16 protein-coding genes are annotated in these 19337 nt (G+C 47.4%); 9 read left to right on the top strand and 7 right to left on the bottom strand.

Annotated elements, in window-relative coordinates:
- Position 1: 1 nt before the first annotated feature.
- Complete coding sequence (gene malG, locus H511_RS0106490; RefSeq protein WP_027251568.1) at positions 2-892, top strand: maltose ABC transporter permease MalG; 891 nt, start codon at positions 2-4, stop codon at positions 890-892.
- 348 nt (positions 893-1240) lie between these two features.
- Here malG and H511_RS0106485 read toward each other — a convergent pair whose 3' ends face one another.
- From H511_RS0106485 to H511_RS0106475, 3 genes are all read right to left on the bottom strand, one after another.
- A complete protein-coding gene (locus tag H511_RS0106485) occupies positions 1241-2377 on the bottom strand; it encodes a GGDEF domain-containing protein (protein ID WP_237582835.1) in 1137 nt (378 codons plus the stop codon).
- A gap of 257 nt (positions 2378-2634) precedes the next feature.
- A complete protein-coding gene (locus H511_RS0106480) occupies positions 2635-3180 on the bottom strand; it encodes a DUF1415 domain-containing protein (protein ID WP_027251566.1) in 546 nt (181 codons plus the stop codon).
- A 76-nt stretch (positions 3181-3256) separates the two neighbouring features.
- The gene (locus tag H511_RS0106475; protein WP_027251565.1) at positions 3257-5266 is read right to left on the bottom strand and encodes an exoribonuclease II; all 2010 of its coding nucleotides are present in this window, start codon (positions 5264-5266) and stop codon (positions 3257-3259) included.
- Positions 5267-5677: 411 nt separating this feature from the next.
- On the opposite strand from H511_RS0106475, the gene H511_RS22780 reads away from it, so the two are divergent.
- Positions 5678-7366: a sensor domain-containing diguanylate cyclase gene (locus tag H511_RS22780; protein ID WP_051287952.1), complete on the top strand. Its 1689-nt coding sequence runs from the start codon at positions 5678-5680 to the stop codon at positions 7364-7366.
- A gap of 214 nt (positions 7367-7580) precedes the next feature.
- Complete coding sequence (locus H511_RS0106465) at positions 7581-9437, top strand: DEAD/DEAH box helicase (protein ID WP_027251564.1); 1857 nt, start codon at positions 7581-7583, stop codon at positions 9435-9437.
- 96 nt (positions 9438-9533) lie between these two features.
- Here the strand turns inward: H511_RS0106465 and H511_RS22775 are convergent, their stop codons facing one another.
- Positions 9534-10490, bottom strand: coding sequence for a LysR family transcriptional regulator (locus H511_RS22775; RefSeq protein ID WP_036759017.1), 957 nt, complete (start codon positions 10488-10490; stop codon positions 9534-9536).
- 397 nt (positions 10491-10887) lie between these two features.
- On the opposite strand from H511_RS22775, the gene fabG reads away from it, so the two are divergent.
- From fabG to H511_RS0106445, 3 genes are all read left to right on the top strand, one after another.
- Positions 10888-11622: a 3-oxoacyl-ACP reductase FabG gene (gene fabG / locus H511_RS0106455; protein WP_027251563.1), complete on the top strand. Its 735-nt coding sequence runs from the start codon at positions 10888-10890 to the stop codon at positions 11620-11622.
- 223 nt (positions 11623-11845) lie between these two features.
- Positions 11846-12085 (top strand): hypothetical protein, encoded by a 240-nt coding sequence (locus H511_RS24590; protein ID WP_155804819.1) that lies wholly within the window; start codon positions 11846-11848, stop codon positions 12083-12085.
- A gap of 155 nt (positions 12086-12240) precedes the next feature.
- Positions 12241-13176, top strand: coding sequence for a DUF4382 domain-containing protein (locus H511_RS0106445; RefSeq protein WP_027251562.1), 936 nt, complete (start codon positions 12241-12243; stop codon positions 13174-13176).
- Between the two features lie 40 nt (positions 13177-13216).
- On the opposite strand, the gene H511_RS0106440 is transcribed toward H511_RS0106445, so the two are convergent.
- Entirely contained in the window at positions 13217-13549 is a 333-nt protein-coding gene (locus H511_RS0106440) for a DUF3392 domain-containing protein (RefSeq protein WP_027251561.1), read from the bottom strand.
- 202 nt (positions 13550-13751) lie between these two features.
- Between H511_RS0106440 and arfB the strand changes: the two genes are divergently transcribed.
- Positions 13752-14165, top strand: coding sequence for an alternative ribosome rescue aminoacyl-tRNA hydrolase ArfB (gene arfB, locus H511_RS0106435; protein WP_027251560.1), 414 nt, complete (start codon positions 13752-13754; stop codon positions 14163-14165).
- A gap of 116 nt (positions 14166-14281) precedes the next feature.
- Positions 14282-15166, top strand: coding sequence for an aspartoacylase (locus tag H511_RS0106430; protein WP_027251559.1), 885 nt, complete (start codon positions 14282-14284; stop codon positions 15164-15166).
- Here the strand turns inward: H511_RS0106430 and H511_RS0106425 are convergent.
- Positions 15150-15479 (bottom strand): DOPA 4,5-dioxygenase family protein, encoded by a 330-nt coding sequence (locus H511_RS0106425; protein ID WP_027251558.1) that lies wholly within the window; start codon positions 15477-15479, stop codon positions 15150-15152. The two genes, H511_RS0106430 and H511_RS0106425, sit on opposite strands and share 17 nt — an antisense overlap.
- Positions 15480-15707: 228 nt before the next feature.
- Here H511_RS0106425 and H511_RS0106420 point away from each other — a divergent pair, with 228 nt between their 5' ends.
- Positions 15708-16244 carry a cysteine hydrolase family protein gene (locus H511_RS0106420; RefSeq protein WP_027251557.1) on the top strand — a complete coding sequence of 179 codons (537 nt, stop codon included), beginning with the start codon at positions 15708-15710 and terminating at the stop codon, positions 16242-16244.
- A 69-nt stretch (positions 16245-16313) separates the two neighbouring features.
- Here H511_RS0106420 and malT read toward each other — a convergent pair whose 3' ends face one another.
- The gene (gene malT / locus H511_RS0106415; protein WP_027251556.1) at positions 16314-19031 is read right to left on the bottom strand and encodes an HTH-type transcriptional regulator MalT; all 2718 of its coding nucleotides are present in this window, start codon (positions 19029-19031) and stop codon (positions 16314-16316) included.
- Between the last annotated feature and the right edge of the window lie 306 nt (positions 19032-19337).

Below are 19337 nucleotides of genomic sequence, written 5' to 3'. Positions count from 1 at the left end.
CATGGCGATGGTACAACCAAAATCTTTGAAATATCGCGTTTGGGCGACTCATATAGCAATGTGGTGCTTTCTGGCGCTGATCATGTTGCCGCTGTTGATGGTGGTCGCTATTTCCTTCCGCGAAGGGAATTATGCCTCTGGTGAACTGATCCCAAGTGACCCGTCGCTGGAGCACTGGAAACTGGCGCTGGGGATGGCTGTTGAACATGCCGATGGCAGTAAAACACTGCCGCCGTTTCCGGTACTGACCTGGCTTTGGAATTCTGTGAAAGTTGCCGGGCTCACTGCCATCGGAATTGTGGCATTGTCCACAACTTGCGCTTACGCTTTTGCCAGAATGCGCTTTGCCGGTAAAAGCCATATACTGCGTGCTATGCTGATATTGCAGATGTTTCCGCCAGTACTGGCACTGGTCGCATTATATGCATTGTTCGACCGCCTGGGCGCCTATGTTCCGTTTCTCGGCATGAATACCCACGGCGGTGTGGTCTTTGCTTACATGGGAGGTATTGCCCTGCACGTATGGACAATTAAAGGGTATTTCGAATCCATCGACAATTCACTGGAAGAAGCCGCAGCGTTAGATGGGGCGAGCCCATGGCAGGCATTCAGACTGGTTTTGCTGCCATTATCTGTACCTATCCTGTCTGTAGTGTTTATTCTTTCGTTTATTGCCGCTGTAACCGAAGTTCCTGTTGCATCCTTGTTATTACGTGATGTAAATTCCTACACATTGGCTGTTGGAATGCAGCAATATTTGTATCCGCAAAATTACCTGTGGGGTGATTTCGCAGCGGCTGCTGTGTTGTCAGCATTACCCATTACACTGGTATTTTTGCTGGCTCAGAAATTTCTTGTCGGTGGTCTGACCGCCGGAGGAGTAAAGGGATAACTATAAAAAGGCCTGCTTTCACTTAGGTGCAGGTCACTCCCGAGATGAATACTTAACTTTGGTTTGGCCGCCGATCTGTTAAGTCACTTCACTCATACTATTGGCGTTGCTGCATAGCTGGACCTTCTCTCTGTTCTGAACAGATAGCGGTTTAATTGGTAACCATAGCCCGGTGTTTTCACCGGGCTTTTTGTTTGTCACCACTAAACCATCGCCTATGGAGGTGGTGATTATTTGGTTCGTTGATCAAAGCATTTACTTTATTCTCGTTTCCCTGAACCAGAAAAGCACAAAAGCCTTATCAGGCTGATAAGGCTTTTGTGCTTTAAACTGCGAATAGTATGCGTGTTACACAACTTGATTCCGGCCGTTTTGCTTAGCTTTATACAGCGCTTTGTCTGCCACTTTTAAAACGTTGGCGGTTCTGGAGTCTTCCAGACTGTCTGCCACACCGATACTGACGGTAATTTGTACCACTTCAGATTGTTTGCGCTGAGTCTTACCGCGTTTACGTTTGCCGTCTTCATCATCAGATGGTCGTTTTTCAAAATCTCTGATGTGCATAGGGTAGCTTGCAATGGCTTCCCGTAATTCTTCCAGAGCATCAAGGCACTGATTTTTGGTCTTTCCCTTAATTAAGATGGTGAACTCTTCGCCACCATAACGGTAAACATCCGCTTTGATATTGATATTAAGGAGCAACTGGGCAACCAAGCGCAGTACATCATCACCCGTCTTATGGCCGAACTTATCATTGAATTTCTTGAAATGGTCGACATCCAGCATAGCCAGTGTGTATGTACGGCCAAGGTGCTTTAACTCAGTTTCCATTGCCCGGCGTCCGGGTATGCCCGTTAGCGGATCAATGAAAGCCAATTCATGTGAACAGGAAATCAGGTTCAGCAAAAGCAGGCTGGAAGCGGCTGTGAAGGCAATACTGGAAATATAGGGTTGCTGGAACTGAAATAGCGTTAGCCCGGTAAACAACAGGCAGATGAAGGTTGCCTGATCATAACCTTGATTTCTTTTCAGAATAATAGAAGCACTGGCGCAAGCCAGGGCCACTATCATGATAATCAGCAGCAAGGGTAACGGAGAAAACTCACCAATTGTATAAAAATACATCTGCCAAGTGGCGGTATAATTTTCAGGGTTTACGTGGTTTATCAGTAACCAGCCCCAGCAAAGCTGCAGGCCCAGCACGCTGAGATAGATCAAACCAAAGCGCGAGAACAGCCGTCTTTCAGGAATAAAGTGAAGTTGGAACAGATTAAGCGGCAGTAATACTGCCAGTAAAATATACGTCACCCCGGTCTGTGACTGAGAAAGAGGTGCCTGAAGGTTTTGCTGTATCAGGTAGTAGGCAAGCAGCATCAGCATCGCGCTGATCCCTGTCTTACTCTGGTTGAATGGCTGGCACAACATCATGACCAAACTCAACAGTATATAGGGAAGCAGTAGCAAAACATCAACGTGTTGCGACATGAAAGCAACGATGTTGCTATGAGCCGCAAAAGTGCCTGCCACAAGGGCCAAAGGCAAAGCGAAACGCATTCTGGCGTTTCTAAATACTGAAAATGAGAGTGTATGCATTACAATATTCCCTATCAAGGAGATATCATAGCTAACTTGATGTCTAATCCCAACACATTTGAATGCTTACACTCGATAAGGTTGGTCAATGAGTTCATTTGATCCATAGGTTATAGATATGAATTTGATAAGCCCTGCATCGGCTGTCGTTAGGGTTTGCTAAATAAAAACGGAAAAAGACGACGAATGTCTTTTTCGGATAATGCATTCATTCTTTCAATATTGCGCTCAGGTATTCCTTCAGGATCAGGATAGTGAGCCAGTACTTTTTCCATACTCTCTTCACGAATCAGGTGGAAGATGGGGTATGGGGCCCGGTTTGTCAGATTTTCAGCATCATCTGGCTGAGTCCCGTAAAAATAATAGTCAGGGTGAAAACTGGCTACCTGATAGATACCATCCCGGTCGCACTGTCTGATCAAGGCATCAACCATATCAAGAAACTGATTGTACTCGTCAAAATCCTGTAAAACGTTAGGGCATACGATAAGGCTTGTATCAAGATCACACACTGGCGTTTCATCTAACCGTATTAATTCCTGATAGATATTTTCCATTAGTGTTTCAAGAGAATCCGTCTCATAAATTGCAATACGAATTTGTCCCTTTCTGCGTGGTTTTGCTGCAAACGGACACAGATTCAAACCAATGACGACATTATCAAGCCATTGTTCAACGTTGTGGAGATACGACATGGGGTACCAGAATGTATGACTATTCAGATTGGAGAGTGAAACCAGGCTGGAGAGCGCCAGCCTGGTTCTGGGATTATCACGCTTTTTCGGTTTCAGCCTGATTATCTGCGGGTTCCTGAGTGTTAATTTCAGGGAATTGTTTAACAGGTTTGGCAACCAGCTGGCGTGTTGTTTCACGCACTTCTGTCAGGACGATGTCGAAGTGATCACCCAACTGGAACTCGCGCACTTTATCGATATTGATGATACCCAGATCACCGTTACATTCGATACGTTGCTTATTGTCCAGAATCAGCGGCGCAGGTATAAAGGCCGAAGCACCGTTTTCAAGTAAGCGAACACGCATACCAGCACGATTGATGTCGAACACTTCAGCGGTAAATACCGTACCTTCCTGAACCGCGTCTTTTAGCAGGCGAACATACAGCCAGTCAGCCACATCACGTTCTGCCATGCGATGATTACGGCGATGTGTGGCAATTTCCTCACCAATATTGTCATCTGGCGTTTGTGCAGGTGTATTGCCAGAGATAACCGCTTTCAGCATCCGGTGGTTGATCATGTCGCCATATTTACGAATCGGAGAAGTCCAGGTTGCGTAGACATCCAGGCCCATTGCGAAATGCGGAGCAGGCGTGTTGCCCACTTCACTGTAGGCCTGGAATTTACGCAGTCGGTTATCCAGATAGGTTGTATCAAGCGTGTTCAGCCAACGGCGAAGGGCACTAAAGCCTTCCAGCGTCAGTAACTGCTCTTTTTCGAATGGCGCCTCTGCATTGCTCAGGAAGTCCATGGCGGTATCGAGTTTTTCAGGATTGAAGCCGGCATGAGTGTTGTAAACACCTTTGCCGAATTTTTCCTGAAGCATACGTCCGGCACAGATGTTGGCGGTGATCATGGCTTCTTCAATCATTCGGTTCGCAGTACGACGAGGATCGGTATGTATTGCGATCACATCGTTGTCTTCACTTAACTCGAAGCGGTAGTCCGGACGATCCGGGAACACCACGGCATTTTTGCTGCGCCATTCGCTACGGGCACTGGCAAAAGCCTGCAGGGCTCTTACCTGCTCATCGATAACTGCAGAAGGTGTCCAGTTTGCTGAGCTGCCATTTTCCAGATAGTCGGAGACATCATCGTAGCTTAAACGGCCTTGCGAGCGGATCCATGCGGCAAAGAAAGTAATGTCGTCGCCAATCACACCGTCTTTATCAACCGTTACACGACAGCATAGAGCAGGGCGTTTCTCATTCTCCATCAGAGAACAAAGCTCATCACTCAGCTCGCGTGGCAACATGGGGATATTGCGGCCAGGCAGGTAGATAGTGAAGCCGCGTTCGCGAGCTTCCGTATCCATCTCATTGCCAACTTCGATGTAAGAGGTCGGATCGGCAATGGCTATGGTGATCTCGAAGCTGCCATCTTCTTTCGCTACGGTATAAATGGCATCGTCCATGTCTTTGGTTGATTCGCCATCAATCGTAATGAAAGGTACTTCAGTCAGGTCTTCACGTGTCAGGCCTTCGTCAAGCATGTTCCAGCTCTCTTGCGGAGCAGGTTCAGCATTAGGAAGATCGTGGCGCGCCAGCGTGACCCACCAAGGGGCAATTTTATCTTCGCTATCGGTAATCTTTTCTTTGATTTCACAGAAGAAAGTCTTGTTATCGCCAACAAGAGGGTGGCGAGTCAGATAAGCGACAACCCAGTCACCTTCTTTCAGGGTTTCAGGATTTAATCCCTTGACTGTGCGGGCTTTGATGGCTTCTTTCAGCTGTGGATGATCCGGCACAACATTCAGGCGGTCTTTGATCAGTTTGACGCGGCCGATAAAGCGAGTCATGAACTGTTCAACCAATTCTTGCGGCTCAGCAACTTCACGCTCTTTTTCTGTACGAATAACAGCAACAACACGATCGCCGTGCATTACCTTTTTCATATAGTTAGGTGGAATGAAGATACTTTCTTTTCCATCGACTTCCAGAAAACCAAAACCGCGGTCAGTGGCTTTGATTTGGCCTTCTTTCTTAGGAAGCGATTCTTGAATTTGTTTTTTCAGTTGTGCTAAAAGCGGATTATCTTGAAACATTATGCCTGGTCCCGGATTATGAACCGTCACACTATACGTATTAACAGGCTCAAAACCAAGGGTAATCCGACTTTTCCGGCTTTCGCTGTTAAGCCGGGCAGCGAGTACTGTTGTTAAAGCTATTCATCCTGCAGGAATTCTGGTCAGAAAGATGTAGGCCATCATTGGCCGGGAAAATCTCAGAACGACTTAATATACAATGATATATGTATCAATAGCTGAGCCGGCTTTTCTGCCGGCACAGCGGACATTAATTGTTCATATTAATGATTGGTCACAAATGTTGCAGAAAGTTATCCTTTGATTTTCGAAGTGTGCACCTGAGGTCGTTATTATTTTCAATCTGGAGTATTTTGTACTCTGTTCTACCCACGATGAAGTGATAAGACAGATAATCGCGTAAGGAAAAGCATGCCGTTTAAACTCAACGATGAGTTGGATAAACTCGTTGATACGCTTGCCCGTCAGGCAAACATGGAGCGCTGGTGCCATCGTTTGCTTTCAACGCTGCATCATATGCTGGATTTAACCTATCTGACATTGCTTGTTGAGCATGAAGGCCAATCGAAAGTGCTGGCGAGCTGGATGGGTAATGAAGAGTTTAAGTACTACCTGCATCCTTTACCCTTGTCGAATTACAATGGTGTGCCGCCGGATTTACTTTCAGAATCCAAACAATTCCGTAAGAGCGTTTCTGCACAGTCTGCAACACCGTTCAAAGCCATCTGGAAAGATCAGTCAGGCGATTGGCGCCGAGTGATTTTTCCGATCATTATGCACGAAAAAGCTGTTGCCTATTTATACGCGGAAACGCTCACCCCGGAACGGCTGGATGACAACCTGAAAGCCTTCGAGCGAGTGCTGCTATTGATAGCGTCTGATATCAGCGTGCACATGCTGCGAGAAGAAGCACTGACACATAATATCAGCCGGCGCAGTGTTGAGGCAGAACTGGAAGTTCGCAACTACTCGCTCAGAGAATATTTATCTCTATTAAAGCAGTTACATGAAGTCACGCTGGCACTGGCAGAATCCAGCGATCTGGATTGTTTGTACAGAACCGCGATAGAGCTGGGCCGGCAAAAGCTGGGCATTGACCGGTTAGCTATCTTTCTGACCGATATGCAGCAGTACACCATGCAGGGGACGTACGGCACTGATCCCCAGGGCAACGTTGTGTCCCGCCGCACTTTTGTTAACGATATTCCCGATCATCCGCTGGTGCATGAGGCACTCAGTCGCAAAGATGTGGTAGTCGTTAAGGAAAATGCGCCTCTCTATTACGGTACGCAGCAGGTCGGTACAGGCTGGAATGCCATGATATCCATGTGGAACAGTGACAACTGTATTGGCTGGATTGCAGCAGATAACCTGATCAGCCAGCGAAGTCTGACTGATCACCAGAAAGAGATCATGAAATTATTTGGCGCGGCGCTGGGCCAGCAAATCGTGATTAAGCAAAGCCACGAAGCACTGACCAGGCTGAATGCTGAACTTGAACAGCGTGTGCATTTACGCACTCAGGAATTACAGCAGACCAATAAAGCATTAGAAGACGCTAACCGGCGGCTGGAAGCCTGGTCCATGCAGGATGGCCTGACCGGCGTGGCGAACAGACGCTTTTTTGATTTGACGTTGAAGCGATACTGGCAGGTGGCCAAACGCAGAAACTTACCGCTAAGCATTATTATTCTGGATGTGGATCATTTTAAGTCGTTTAATGATACCTATGGGCACCAGAGAGGCGATGTGTGTCTTAAACAGGTCGCGGTGACATTAGACAATATAGTGAACCGGTATGAGAAAGCGGTCTTCAGTCGTTATGGCGGCGAAGAATTTGTCTGTCTTGTACCGGAAATGGATGCTGAGGCGCTCCGGCTGCTGGCTGAGGAAATGCTTGATGCCGTCAATCAGTTAAAGATCCCGCATTCTGGTACGCGTCAAGGGGTTATCAGTATCAGCATGGGGCTGTATTCCAGAGTGCCGACGGAAGGTATTCAGGAAGAGGTACTGTTAGCAGGCGCTGATCAGGGGCTATATCTCGCCAAACAAGGTGGCAGGAATCAATATTTTCAATGGGATGAGAATCAGTATGCCTAGAAAACTTATCAGAGTGTACATATCGCAAGCTGTTTGAATAATAAATAATTGCTTAAGTTATAATTTGTGACAGCAATCAATTTTTTCTGGTAATTTCGACTTGAATAGCGCACAATGCGCGCCTTAGTCGAGGCCCATGCTTGTGGATACAGTTGCTGAACCGTGTTAAAGGCAAAGGGGCCCCGTTTACGTTCGATTACCTATTGGGATCCCAATGCAAGAATCTGTTACAGAATTTCGCCAGTTAGAACTGGCCGACACTCTTTTATCCGCACTTGATGCGATGGGCTTCGTGGCACCTACTCCAATTCAGGCTGCTTCCATTCCACTTCTATTAACCGGTACCGATGCGCTGGGTCAGGCTCAGACTGGTACAGGTAAAACGGCTGCATTCTCACTGCCACTGCTGAACAAAATTAACCTGAAGCAACATAAGCCTCAGGCAATTGTTATGGCACCGACTCGTGAGCTGGCTATTCAGGTTGCCGCTGAAATTAAGAACCTGGGTAAAAATATCCAGGGTCTGAAAGTATTAGAAATTTACGGCGGTGCGTCTATCGTCGATCAAATGCGTGTGCTTAAGACTGGCGCTCACATTGTTGTTGGTACTCCAGGTCGTGTTAAAGACCTGATCAGCCGTGATCGTCTGCATCTGGATGAAGTGCATACTTTCATTCTGGATGAAGCCGATGAAATGCTGAAAATGGGTTTCGTTGACGACGTAACCTGGATTCTGGAGCAAGCGCCAGAGTCAGCACAACGTGTGCTTTTCTCTGCAACTATGCCACCTATGGTGAAGGAAATCGTTGACCGATTCCTGCGCGATCCTGCACGCATTGATGTTGCGGGTGAAAACCGTACCGTAGCGAAAGTAGAACAGCAATTCTGGGTCGTAAAAGGCGTAGAAAAAGACGAAGCAATGATTCGTATGCTGGAAACTGAAGAAACCGATGCTTCAATTGTCTTCGTGCGTACCCGTCAGGATACTGAGCGTCTGGCAGATTGGTTGTCTTCACGCGGCTTTAAAGCAGCTGCACTTCACGGTGACATTCCTCAGTCTCTGCGTGAGCGTACTGTTGATCACATCAAACGTGGCGTTATCGATATTCTGGTAGCTACTGATGTTGTTGCACGTGGTCTTGATGTACCACGCATTACACACGTATTTAACTACGACATCCCGTTCGATGTGGAATCTTATATCCACCGTATTGGTCGTACTGGCCGTGCCGGACGTAAAGGTAAAGCGATTCTTCTGGTTCGGACCAACCAGATCCGTATGCTGCGTACCATTGAGCGCGTAACCAAATCCCGTATGGAAGAAATTCAGCTTCCTCTGCGTGATGACGTGGCCATGGCGCGTTTGGACCGTCTGGGTAAAGAGCTGGAAGAACAGAAAGAAAGCGCAAGCCTGGAAGCATTTGTAGAGCTGGTTGAGAAACTGCAAGGCTCTGTGGATGTTGATGCGACAACGTTGGCAGCCATTCTGCTGAAACGCCAGCAAGGTAACCGCCCATTGTTCTACAAAGGTCCGGATCCTATGATTGCTGCAATCGAGCGTGAGAAGCAGCGTCGTGATCGCCGTGGCGATCGCCCGGAGCGTGGCGAGCGCAGTGAACGAGGCGAGCGTCGTGAGCGCCGTCAATCCAACAATGCTGATTGGGATACTTACCAGTTGCAAGTTGGCCGTGAACAAGGTGTTCAGGTTAAAGATATTGTTGGTGCCATCGCGAACGAACTGGGTCTGAGCAAAGACTATATCGGTGCTATCAAACTGGCTCCTGAACATACTTATGTTCAGTTACCTAAAAAGATGACCCCGGATATCATCGCCCAGCTGAAGAAATTGCGTATTCGTCAGAACGACGTGAAAGCCGTGGTTGTTGAAGACAACGTACTTCGCGAACACCGTCGTGGCGGCCGTGATGGCGCACCACGTGATGGAAACCGTGGCCGTCGTGAAGGCGAGCGCCGCTTTGACCGCAATCGTGGTGGTGACCATCGTGGCAGTTTCCGTGGCGAGCGTAACCATGCTCCGCGTCAGGAACGCAGTAAGCCAAGCGCTGACTAATTTCTGACTGAAAATGTCATGAAAAAAACCGGGGGTTCCCCGGTTTTTTTATGCCTGAAATTCACCGGAAACAATATGTCAGCAGAGATCACAGATTTATATTGTTGCTCGTCTTTTTATGGGATCAGATAATCCCAGCGCTTTTTTATTTATTCTGTCCATTTCCTCAACGCGTACAATTAAATAGTCTTTAAAATTGACACAACGTACAGGCATATATTTACGGGGTTTAAAGTAAAGGTTAAGTTCAAACTGGCTGCTGACATAATTTTTGAGAACAGCTTGAAGCCGGCCGTTATTTAGTTCTTCGCTGACAAGACTGTAAGGCAGATAAGCAATGCCACCTCCGGCAAGCGCAATATTCTTCAGTATTTCACTGTCGTCAGCTTCAACGGTTTGGGCTATTTCTACTGAGTTGTACTCACCATTTTGCTCAAATATCCATTTATTGCCTCCGACCAGTGTTGTGGCGTAAAGGCAAAAATGCTGCTTTAACTGTTCGGGGAAGCGTGGCTCACCGTACTGAGCGATATAAGTGGGTGAACAGCAGGCGACCAGTGGTTCACGGATAAGCGATCGTTTTACCAGCAGGCTGTCTTTATCCTGAAAACCTCTGTAGGTTGCGTTGGCACGGATAGCGAAATCCACTTCATGAACATGATCGACTTCGAATGCTGTTTCAAGAACAAAAAAGCTGATAGACGGGTGGAGCTGGACATATTCACCAATAATCTGGCTAAGGTAATGCTTAGCAAACAGCGGTGTGCTGGCGATGCGTATCTGACCTTTATCTTCATTACTCAGATTCTGAACTTCATTGAACACATCATTGATCTCACCGTTTATCAGGTTAAACCTGTCATATAAACGCTGTCCTGCCTGTGTAGGTGATATTTTTCGTGTCGTCCTTTTTAACAGGCTGACTCCCATGCTTTCTTCCAGTTCATTGAGCCAGCGACTGCCGGCAGACGCAGAAATTCCGTATTGCTTTGCAGCTTCACTTAACGAGCCATTTCGCACTACGTGTAGAAAAAAAACTACTTTATCAAGCATGTCTGCATCTGATCCTTGCGCACTTCCCTGATACATTTATAGCAAACGTCATCTTCATTACCAGTGAAGAGTTCATGACGGGGGGAAGATAATCACTAATCCTCTGTTTTATATGAAATAGTACAGGTAACTCAAAGGGTAAATGCGACACATGTAATTTAATGTCATATTGGTAACAAACTGTCTTGATAGGTTTGTTTATTATCGCTGCGGTATGCAGCAGGGCGATTCGATTAATAGATTCATCAGGGTGGTCGCAAAGGTGAATTGCAGCATTGAGGGTAATCTTTTGATTTGTTTCATCTAAAATCAGCATGATGGAAGTGAGCGGTGAAGCAGTGTGCCCGCACTGGATTCGATTTTCGCTTCAGTTTTTTGAACTAAGAGGGAATTAAGTATGTTGAACAATAAGGTTTGCATCGTAACGGGAGGCGCACAAGGTATAGGCCGTTGTATTGTGGAGACCTTTGCCAACCAGCAGGCTGAGGTAGTCTATGCCTGTGATATGAATGCAGCAGCAATGGCTGAACTGGAGAAAACTTACAAAAATGTAAAAGCCATTGAGCTGAATGTCTGTGACCGGGAGTCGGTAAGTCGCTTTGTTGACAACATTGTAAAAGATTATGGTCGTGTAGATGTGCTGGTCAATAATGCGGGGATCACCAGAGATAATCTGATTGAGAAAATGACGGAAGATGAGTGGGATATAGTGTTGGACGTGAACCTGAAAGGGGTATTCAATATGACGCAGGCAGTTGCACCTGTCATGATGGCGTCCGGCGCAGGATCAATCATTACCATGTCATCTGTGGTAGGTACTGATGGTAATATCGGGCAAAGCAATTATGCCGCCACGAAAGGTGGCGTGATTGCAATGACCAAGGGCTGGGCTAAGGAATTTTCACGAAAAGGTGCGCAGGTACGAGCTAACTGTATCGCCCCTGGTTTTGTGGAAACGCCGCTGACTGTTAACCTGCCTGAAAAAATTCTGGAGTATATGAAGTCGAAAACGCCATTGCAGCGTATGGGTAAGCCAGAAGATATTGCAAACGGTGCGTTGTTTTTAGCCAGTGATCATTCTGCGTTTATCACGGGGCAGACACTGAAAATTGATGGTGGTCTTGTCATTTAATTCTCTTGTTTCTGCCGTTGCTTTGTACACAGAAGCCTTGAGAAATCGAGGCTTTTCTATTTTTAAGTCTTTCAAGTGAGATCTCAGTTCAAGTATGTATTTATAGTCATTTGTCCTGATGTCGATAGCTATCTCAGTGAGTGTAAATGTATATAAATCACCTTTAAATATTGTGAATAACACCGTATTATTTCGCCAATCGGCATATTTTTGAGGTGAGTGAGTGCTTTTTGGTTATATTGCACCAAGTTTGCTGCTTATCGTTGTAGGGTGTTTGTTCACACTTGCAATGGCATTGCATAAGCAATGGCTGTGGCTGACTCGTCTCTCGCTGATTGGCTTGCTGCTGGCGGCCGCGATGGTCGTTAAGTATCAATATCAGGATCTGCAGTCAGTCGGTTCCTGTCTTCATCGCCTTGAAAATCCTCGCTCTGTGCAGCATGGCTGCATACGGATGGATTGAGCCCGTAACAAATAAGAAGCTTGTTTTTTTACCGGCTTATGCCTTTCAGGTATTTTTTGCACTTTACTGTCATCTTGTTGTTAACTTTCGTTGCCGATAATGCTTTGACTGCAAGAACTCGCTAAGCTTGCTCAAAAAGCGAGTGGAGCAGTCGAATGAAAAAATTAATGATAGCCGGTACGGTGAGTATGTTACTGGCAGGTTGTGGCTCAGATTCAGATGACCAGTCGACGGGAAAACTTTCCCTGGCTATGTCGGACGCCCCGGTTGATGGTTTAAAGCAAGTTTGTGTGGCATTTAACAATATTACGGTTCATCACACAGGGGGCAGCGAAGCGTCTTGGGGAACAACGTCTTTTGCCGCTGCTCAAAGCTCGGCGTCGTGCGTGCCAGATGGACTTTCTATTCCTCAGGATGCGAACGGGAATCCTGAGTTCATGGTGATTGACCTGCTGGATTATCAAGGTGTAAATGCTCTTCAGGTGTTGAGCGATGAAGTATTACTTGCTGGCCAATATACTCAGATGCGCCTCTCTGTACTGGAAAAGGGGACATATACTGACGGCACACCTTATTCGCATATTGTTACTGAAAGTGATGCTGTAGAAGGTATTCGTGTTCCAAGCGGTGAACTGAAACTTGATGGATTCACTGTCGAGGCTGATTCAACTCAGGCTTATACCATTGAGTTTGATTTGCGCAAAAGTATGGTACTTAATGCCAACGGTTACCTGCTGAAGCCTCGTGGTGTTCGTGTGGTTGATAATACAGCAGTCGCTGCTATTGACGGCACGGTTAGCGCATCGCTGTGTAGCGGCGACCTGTCTGATGCATTTGTCTATATTTATTCAATAGCCAATGGCGGTCAATTTGGTGATTTAGGTTCGGACAATGAACCTTTGGCATCAGCAGCTGTTGATCCTGTCGCGGGTCAGTATGAGATCGGTTATTTGCCATTAGATACTTATGACCTGAACCTGGTCTGTAACGGTAATGAAGATGATCCTGAGCAAGCAGGTGATACACTGATTGTTGATACCACACTACTGGATCAAATACTTGGCACAGATGGTTTGACCGTGAATTTCTAATCGGGCTATCCAATAGATTAACCGCCGCAAGGCGGTTTTTTTACACCTGGTTATTCCTTTGCGCCCAGCTGCCAAGAAAGATGAACGTGCCCAGTACTACTGTAAACAGCCACACGTTACTCATCCCGCTAAGCTGTTTGGCTAACCAGGGTGCGATGGCGACAATCAGAAAACCAAAGCCGAACGCATTGACAAAAATAAAGGCACAGGTCCGCAGGATAAAGTTTGTTCCTGACAGGTAGCGCCGCAGGATCATATTGATATCTGAGCCGAACACCACGAGCAGGCATGCCATCATGGCCGTTGCGATGTCACTGATCCAAGGACGTATAAACTGGCCTGACTCTGCAATATACCCCAGTAAAATATTCATAACTGACTGTTGTAAAACATAATGATTGTTGATGACGACAGGATACGATCACTCAAGGATACGATGAATCCCCCCGACAGCGAGATGCAGAGCGGATCACAGATTGAAGGTGTAATTAGCCTGGGTAAGTTGGCTTTTCGCTGGTATTTCAGGCTTCAGGCCCAGATAATACCAGTAGGGAAGTCCAAACGATTAAGTGGTTATGTTGCAGATATCGAACACAGTACAAATAGCAGACTGGGAAATAGAAATTACCGCCATTCGCGCGCAGGGAGCGGGAGGGCAGAATGTGAATAAAGTTTCCAGCGCCATACACTTGCGTTTTGATATTAAGCGCTCCAGTTTGCCTGATTTTTATAAAGAAAAGCTGTTGCAGCTCTCTGATCAGCGGATAACCAAAGAGGGTGTCATTATCATCAAGGCACAGCAGTTCAGAACTCAGGAGCAGAATAAAGAAGATGCTCTGCAGAGATTGCAGACTCTGATTCAGTCAGCAACAAAGCAAGAGAAAAAGCGCCAGCCCACAAAGCCGACCAAATCCTCTCAGCGGCGGCGGGTGGATAAGAAAACCCAGCGCGGACAGGTCAAATCGATGAGAGGCAAGGTAACACATTAAGCATTTGAATAGGTTTGCCTTAAATCCGCCTGTTTATTCGTTTGTTTGCCGTTAAGAAGGCTGGCATACTGAGATTCTCTTCAAGTTTTCTGATAATCCAAGTGGTGATGATAAGGATGAAAAGCATTAATTCTGTAGCCGTTGTGGGCGGTACTCACGGTAATGAATTCAGCGGTATTTATCTGTTGCGTAAATGGCAGCAAGATGCCAGTCGCATTACCCGAGAGAGCTTCACTACGCAGACTCTGTTTGCTAATCCCAAAGCGCATGAAGAGAATAAACGCTACCTTGACAGCGATCTGAACCGTCAGTTTGCGGTGGAAGATCTGGCCAACCCTGAGCTGGCGAACTATGAACAAAGCAGGGCGAAGGTCATGAATGCGGTTTTGGGACCAAAAGGGAATGCCAAAACAGATTTCATCATTGATTTACACAATACAACCAGCAACATGGGGCCAACCTTGATTGTGCTGCAATCGGATGATTTCAATATCCGAATGGGCGCGTATGTTAAAGCGCAGATGCCTGAAGCTGTAGTGGTCTTTGAAGATCAAATTCCACTGGCTGAACATAAGTTTGTCTGCTCGATTGCAGAGCAGGGCGTGATTGTTGAAATTGGCCCTCAGCCGCAATCTGTCATTCGCCAGGATGTGCTGGACTGGATGGAGACAATGACAGGCCATATCCTGGATTATGTCGATCTGTACAACAAAGGCCAGTTGCCGGAACTGCCGCCGACCTATGAAGCATTCCGTTACACAGAAACCTTAAAACTGCCAGAAAATGCGCAAGGCGAGCGAATCGGCATGGTGCATAAAAATGTACAGGATAACGATTTCAGGCCTCTGCATGGCGGTGATCCTATCTTTACCCTGTTTGACGGCAGTGAGATTTGCTGGGACGGCGATTATGAAGCTTACCCGCATTTCATTAATGAAGCAGCGTACTACGACAACAATCTGGCCATGTCTCTGGCGGAAAAGATTACCGTTGAGCTGTAAAAATCGCTGTGTGTACGGGTAATTGCTTACCCAGCCAGCGAGCATGAATCGTGTGATCATTGAGCTCATTCGCTGATACCGGGTGGATCAGTACAGACAGACCTTCTCTGTGCTGATCCAGCCAGTCAATAAACCCTGTCTGGTTATCGGCAAAATGCATTTCAAACATCGGTTTGTCGTGTGGGCCTACCAAGCGTGGCACCAGCGGGTAAATTGCCAGAATATCGGCCTTTCTTTCTGCAATGATGCGCTGGCGCACCTGCTCCGCTAAATCCAGTTGTGGTAAATCAAAATACACGTGAGCATGAAACATACTGACTCCCTTTCTCGCAGTAAATACCTTTCAAGTGCTTTCATCTTACTTTGACTATGGCGCAGTACCAGAGTGCCGAAGTGAATAGATCGTTCGAAAAAGTTGAACTAGCCTGAGGTGAATCGTGACATCAGGATTGTTAATTTATGGGTTTAACTGCATATTGTGCATTTGTTGACTGACTATTACTGACATTCTCTCCACCACACAATGATGTAAGGACACACGATGAAAACAGCTGTTCTGGTTATCGACGTACAGCGTATCTGCTTTGAACCTGAGCCTCAGCCATTTGAAGCAGATGCCGTGGTTGCACGAATTAATCAGCTCACCACATGGGCCAGAAAGAAAGCCTTGCCTGTGATTTTTGTTCAGCATGAAGAGCCTGACACTGAGATTGCCTATCAGAGCGAAGGCTGGCAGTTGCATACCGATCTGATCACCGCAGAAGGGGATGTCTTGGTGCGTAAAACGACGCCGGACGCCTTCCATGACACTGTACTGAAAGCCACTCTGGATCGTCTTGAGATTGAACAACTTGTCGTCTGCGGTTACGCGACGGATTTTTGTGTGGATACCACCACGCGCCGTGCGGCAGGGCTGGGTTATGAGATTGAATTAGTGTCTGATGCGCATACAACCCATGACAAGCCGTATGCTTCCGGTGAGCTAATCCGGCAGCATCATACCTTTGTGCTGTCGGCAGCCGAGAGTTTTCCAACCAAGATTAAAGCTGTTACGACAGCAGAGCTGCTTGAACGCTGACTCTCTGCAAAAAGAGCCGGGGATGAGTTGTGGGGGAGGAGAACCTCCCCCCTGTTTAATACCTGAGTATCAAGATGCCTGGTAACCCATCAGGCTAAGCAGTTCCTGAGCGGTTTCAATGGCTTCGCTGCGGTTGGCGATGTTGAGCTTCTGATACAGATTACGGATGTGGGTTTTTATCGTCGTGGCGGCTACGTCCAGTTCAGAAGCAATCTGTTCGTTGCTGTAACCGGTATAAATTAATCCCAGCACCTGCCATTCCCTTTGTGTCAGCGGACTGGTTCTTATCAGCTCGGGCAAGCCAGGTAAATTGAGCAACTTTTCCACAAAAGCTTCATCAAAATGGACCAGCCGATGACGCTCTTTACTGTTCATTTCACGCAGCAACTGACGGGCTCTGTGTTGCGACAGCTCGTTTAATAGTTTTTCATCAATCAGTTCTTGCAGTAAGTCCTGAATGTCTTCGGCTGCAATCAGGAAGTTGCCGACCATGCCTGTGCTGTTGGTCAGCCGTAGTGCTTCGGCAAGGTGGGTTAAAGCGGCTTTTCGATCACCGGCTTTTTTCCTGATCACGGCCTGGAGGATCAGGTTACGGTTTCTGTCGGTTATCAGCTGATGCTTATCGCAACTGTCCAGCAGCATGCTGAGAATATGCTGGGCTTCGTCAATCTGGCCCAGCATCAGGTGCGCCATGGCCAGGTTACGCCATTGCTGCTGCTGGAAATGGTTGCAGGCACCTTCCGGCTGTTCTGCCTGCGATAACCAGTGGCGGACACTCTCCAGATCTTTGGTTTGCTGCCAGTAGAGCAGATTAGCGACATCGGTATTAGCGCGCCAGTCTATGTGGAAATCTGCATTTTCCATGAGATCATTGCAGCGTTGCAGATACCGGGCGGCTTTGTCCTGTTCACCCCGGGTGATGGCAATCCGTGCCAGCATTGAGTAGGCCTGCAGGGACTTAGTGTCATCGTAGGGGGCCAGCACATCCAGGCTTTTCAACGCGGCTTCTTCAGCTTCATCAAGCCGGTTCCAGCACCAGAGTATCTGCGACTTCAGACGCAGCAGAAATTCATGCATGGGGACTTGCTGTAATTGCTGCTCCCGGACTAACCTGAACCCTTGTTCCAGCAGCTCAAAGGCGGGCTGTACGGAGCCCTGCGCCAGCAGTATTTCACTCTGCTGCAACAGGGCCCACAGTGCCTGATGATAGACATGGTATTGGCGCGCCATTTTTTCAGTCTGCTGCATCATAGGAAGCGCACGGCTAAGATTGCCGAGGCAGTGATGGACTTCACCGACCACAGAGGTGGCGACGATACGGCTGCGATAGGTGTTGGCCGGCAATTGTCCCAGTGCCTGCTCAGAGAGCAATAAGGCTTCCTCAGGTTTGCTTTGATTAATCGCCACCTGTGCACGTAACGCATTAAACTCACCCTGAAGGGCATCGTTAAAACTGATGTTATTGCTTTGCATTTCAGCTTCAGATTCCGCAATCAGAGCGCCGACTTCGTTATACCTGTGCTGGCTTTGAACCAGCCAGAGCCTGAGCAGGATCAGGCGCGGGCTGCTGAAAAGCATGCCGCGATCTAGCGTCGCTATGCTTTCTTCCAGCAGTTTGAGTTCTCCGTGGTGAAACATATTCCAGCCATGATCGCTCAGAATTGCGACCATCAGCGCCTGATTCTTGCTTTTTCGCACATGGTAAAGCGCTTGCTGCGGGCTGCTTTGATTCAGCCAGGCCTTGGCTGCTTTGTTGTGCAGATCCTTTCGCTGTTCAGGAATATGCGAGTGGCGTTTGTGGCGAAGAAATTCGGCAAATAAGTGATGGAATCTGTACCAGTTATCCGCCCCTTCCAGCGGGGTGATAAAGAGTCCGTAGCGGTTCAGGTACTCCAGCTTCACCAGTGCATCGCTGCGTCCGGTTAAATCAATCACCAGTTCAGCGTTAAACATATCCAGCACCGAGCATTGCAGCAGGAAGAATCGCGTGTCTTCATCGAGTAAATCGAAGACCTCTTCGGCCAGATAGTCCCACAGGTGGCTGCGATTAAAGTTCGCCAGCGACAGCGCCGATTCAATCAGATGATTCGGCTTTTGCTGCGCATGCAGGGCAATCAGCTGTAAAGCAGAAGGCCAGCCTTCAACCTGGGCACGAAGGCTGCTGAGTGCACTGGTTTCGATCTCATTAGCCACACGTTTACTGAAAAATCGCGTGGTTTCCTCTTCATCAAAGGCTAACCATTCATGATCGACTTCGATCAACAGATCTCTGACCCTCAGGTTTGCTGTCCCCAATGGTGGCAGACTGCGGCTGGTAACGACCAGAGTCAGTTCATCCGGCATGTTTTTCAGAAAGAAACGCATACCGTCGTGTATGTCTTCATTGTTGATGACATGATAGTCATCCAGAACCAGATAGGTCTGGTGCGGGTAATCCTGCAGTTCGGCAAACAATTCACTGAACAGGGTACTGAGGCAGGCGAATTGCCGGCGCTCGGCCATCGCTCTGGTTTTCAGACAGGCATCTTTTGTGGCTTTATTGAGGGCCTGTAACAGGTAATTTGCAAAGCGGAAAGTGTCATTATCACTGTCATCAAGGTTAATCCAACCTGTATGCGGATGCTCATTCAGCCATTGGGACGCCATGGTAGTTTTACCATAGCCCGCCGGCGAACGAAAAAGCACCAGGCGGTATGAGGGCGCCTGATGCAAGAGGTCCAGCAGCCGGGGACGCATAATTGCATTGTGTAACCGTCCGGGACGGGTAAGCTTTGAAGGTATCCACATAATTTTGATTAATCTTTATTGTCATGAATGATTGTGCAGGCGCATTTATCATTACCTGAGTTACTCACTAAATCATCAGTTGTTGTACTTCTCATCCCCATAAATAAGTGGTTGGTCACATTTTTGTAACAAGCGCAGTGAATTTCATCACTTCCTTGTACAAGCGCATTGTCAGCGATATTTGTGATAAACATCAGAACCGCAGTGGCGAAGCACCCGAAAAGTCAGCGGTTTGTCACACAATTTTTGCGAACTTATCACTACGCCCTCGTGCTCCTCCCTCCACCTGCCCGGCATGGGATGATG

Origin of the sequence: Photobacterium halotolerans DSM 18316 (assembly GCF_000425165.1) — a bacterium.
Lineage (GTDB): Bacteria > Pseudomonadota > Gammaproteobacteria > Enterobacterales > Vibrionaceae > Photobacterium > Photobacterium halotolerans.
This window is presented reverse-complemented; position numbering and strand designations above follow the sequence as displayed.

Excerpts from the sequence above, each read along its gene's own strand:
- malG (WP_027251568.1), top strand. The coding sequence starts at position 2 with ATGGCGATGGTACAACCAAAATCTTTGAAATATCGCGTTTGGGCGACT.
- H511_RS0106485 (WP_237582835.1), bottom strand. The coding sequence starts at position 2,377 with ATGTCGCAACACGTTGATGTTTTGCTACTGCTTCCCTATATACTGTTG.
- H511_RS0106480 (WP_027251566.1), bottom strand. The coding sequence starts at position 3,180 with ATGTCGTATCTCCACAACGTTGAACAATGGCTTGATAATGTCGTCATT.
- H511_RS0106475 (WP_027251565.1), bottom strand. The coding sequence starts at position 5,266 with ATGTTTCAAGATAATCCGCTTTTAGCACAACTGAAAAAACAAATTCAA.
- H511_RS22780 (WP_051287952.1), top strand. The coding sequence starts at position 5,678 with ATGCCGTTTAAACTCAACGATGAGTTGGATAAACTCGTTGATACGCTT.
- H511_RS0106465 (WP_027251564.1), top strand. The coding sequence starts at position 7,581 with ATGCAAGAATCTGTTACAGAATTTCGCCAGTTAGAACTGGCCGACACT.
- H511_RS22775 (WP_036759017.1), bottom strand. The coding sequence starts at position 10,490 with ATGCTTGATAAAGTAGTTTTTTTTCTACACGTAGTGCGAAATGGCTCG.
- fabG (WP_027251563.1), top strand. The coding sequence starts at position 10,888 with ATGTTGAACAATAAGGTTTGCATCGTAACGGGAGGCGCACAAGGTATA.
- H511_RS0106445 (WP_027251562.1), top strand. The coding sequence starts at position 12,241 with ATGAAAAAATTAATGATAGCCGGTACGGTGAGTATGTTACTGGCAGGT.
- H511_RS0106440 (WP_027251561.1), bottom strand. The coding sequence starts at position 13,549 with ATGAATATTTTACTGGGGTATATTGCAGAGTCAGGCCAGTTTATACGT.
- arfB (WP_027251560.1), top strand. The coding sequence starts at position 13,752 with ATGTTGCAGATATCGAACACAGTACAAATAGCAGACTGGGAAATAGAA.
- H511_RS0106430 (WP_027251559.1), top strand. The coding sequence starts at position 14,282 with ATGAAAAGCATTAATTCTGTAGCCGTTGTGGGCGGTACTCACGGTAAT.
- H511_RS0106425 (WP_027251558.1), bottom strand. The coding sequence starts at position 15,479 with ATGTTTCATGCTCACGTGTATTTTGATTTACCACAACTGGATTTAGCG.
- H511_RS0106420 (WP_027251557.1), top strand. The coding sequence starts at position 15,708 with ATGAAAACAGCTGTTCTGGTTATCGACGTACAGCGTATCTGCTTTGAA.
- malT (WP_027251556.1), bottom strand. The coding sequence starts at position 19,031 with ATGTGGATACCTTCAAAGCTTACCCGTCCCGGACGGTTACACAATGCA.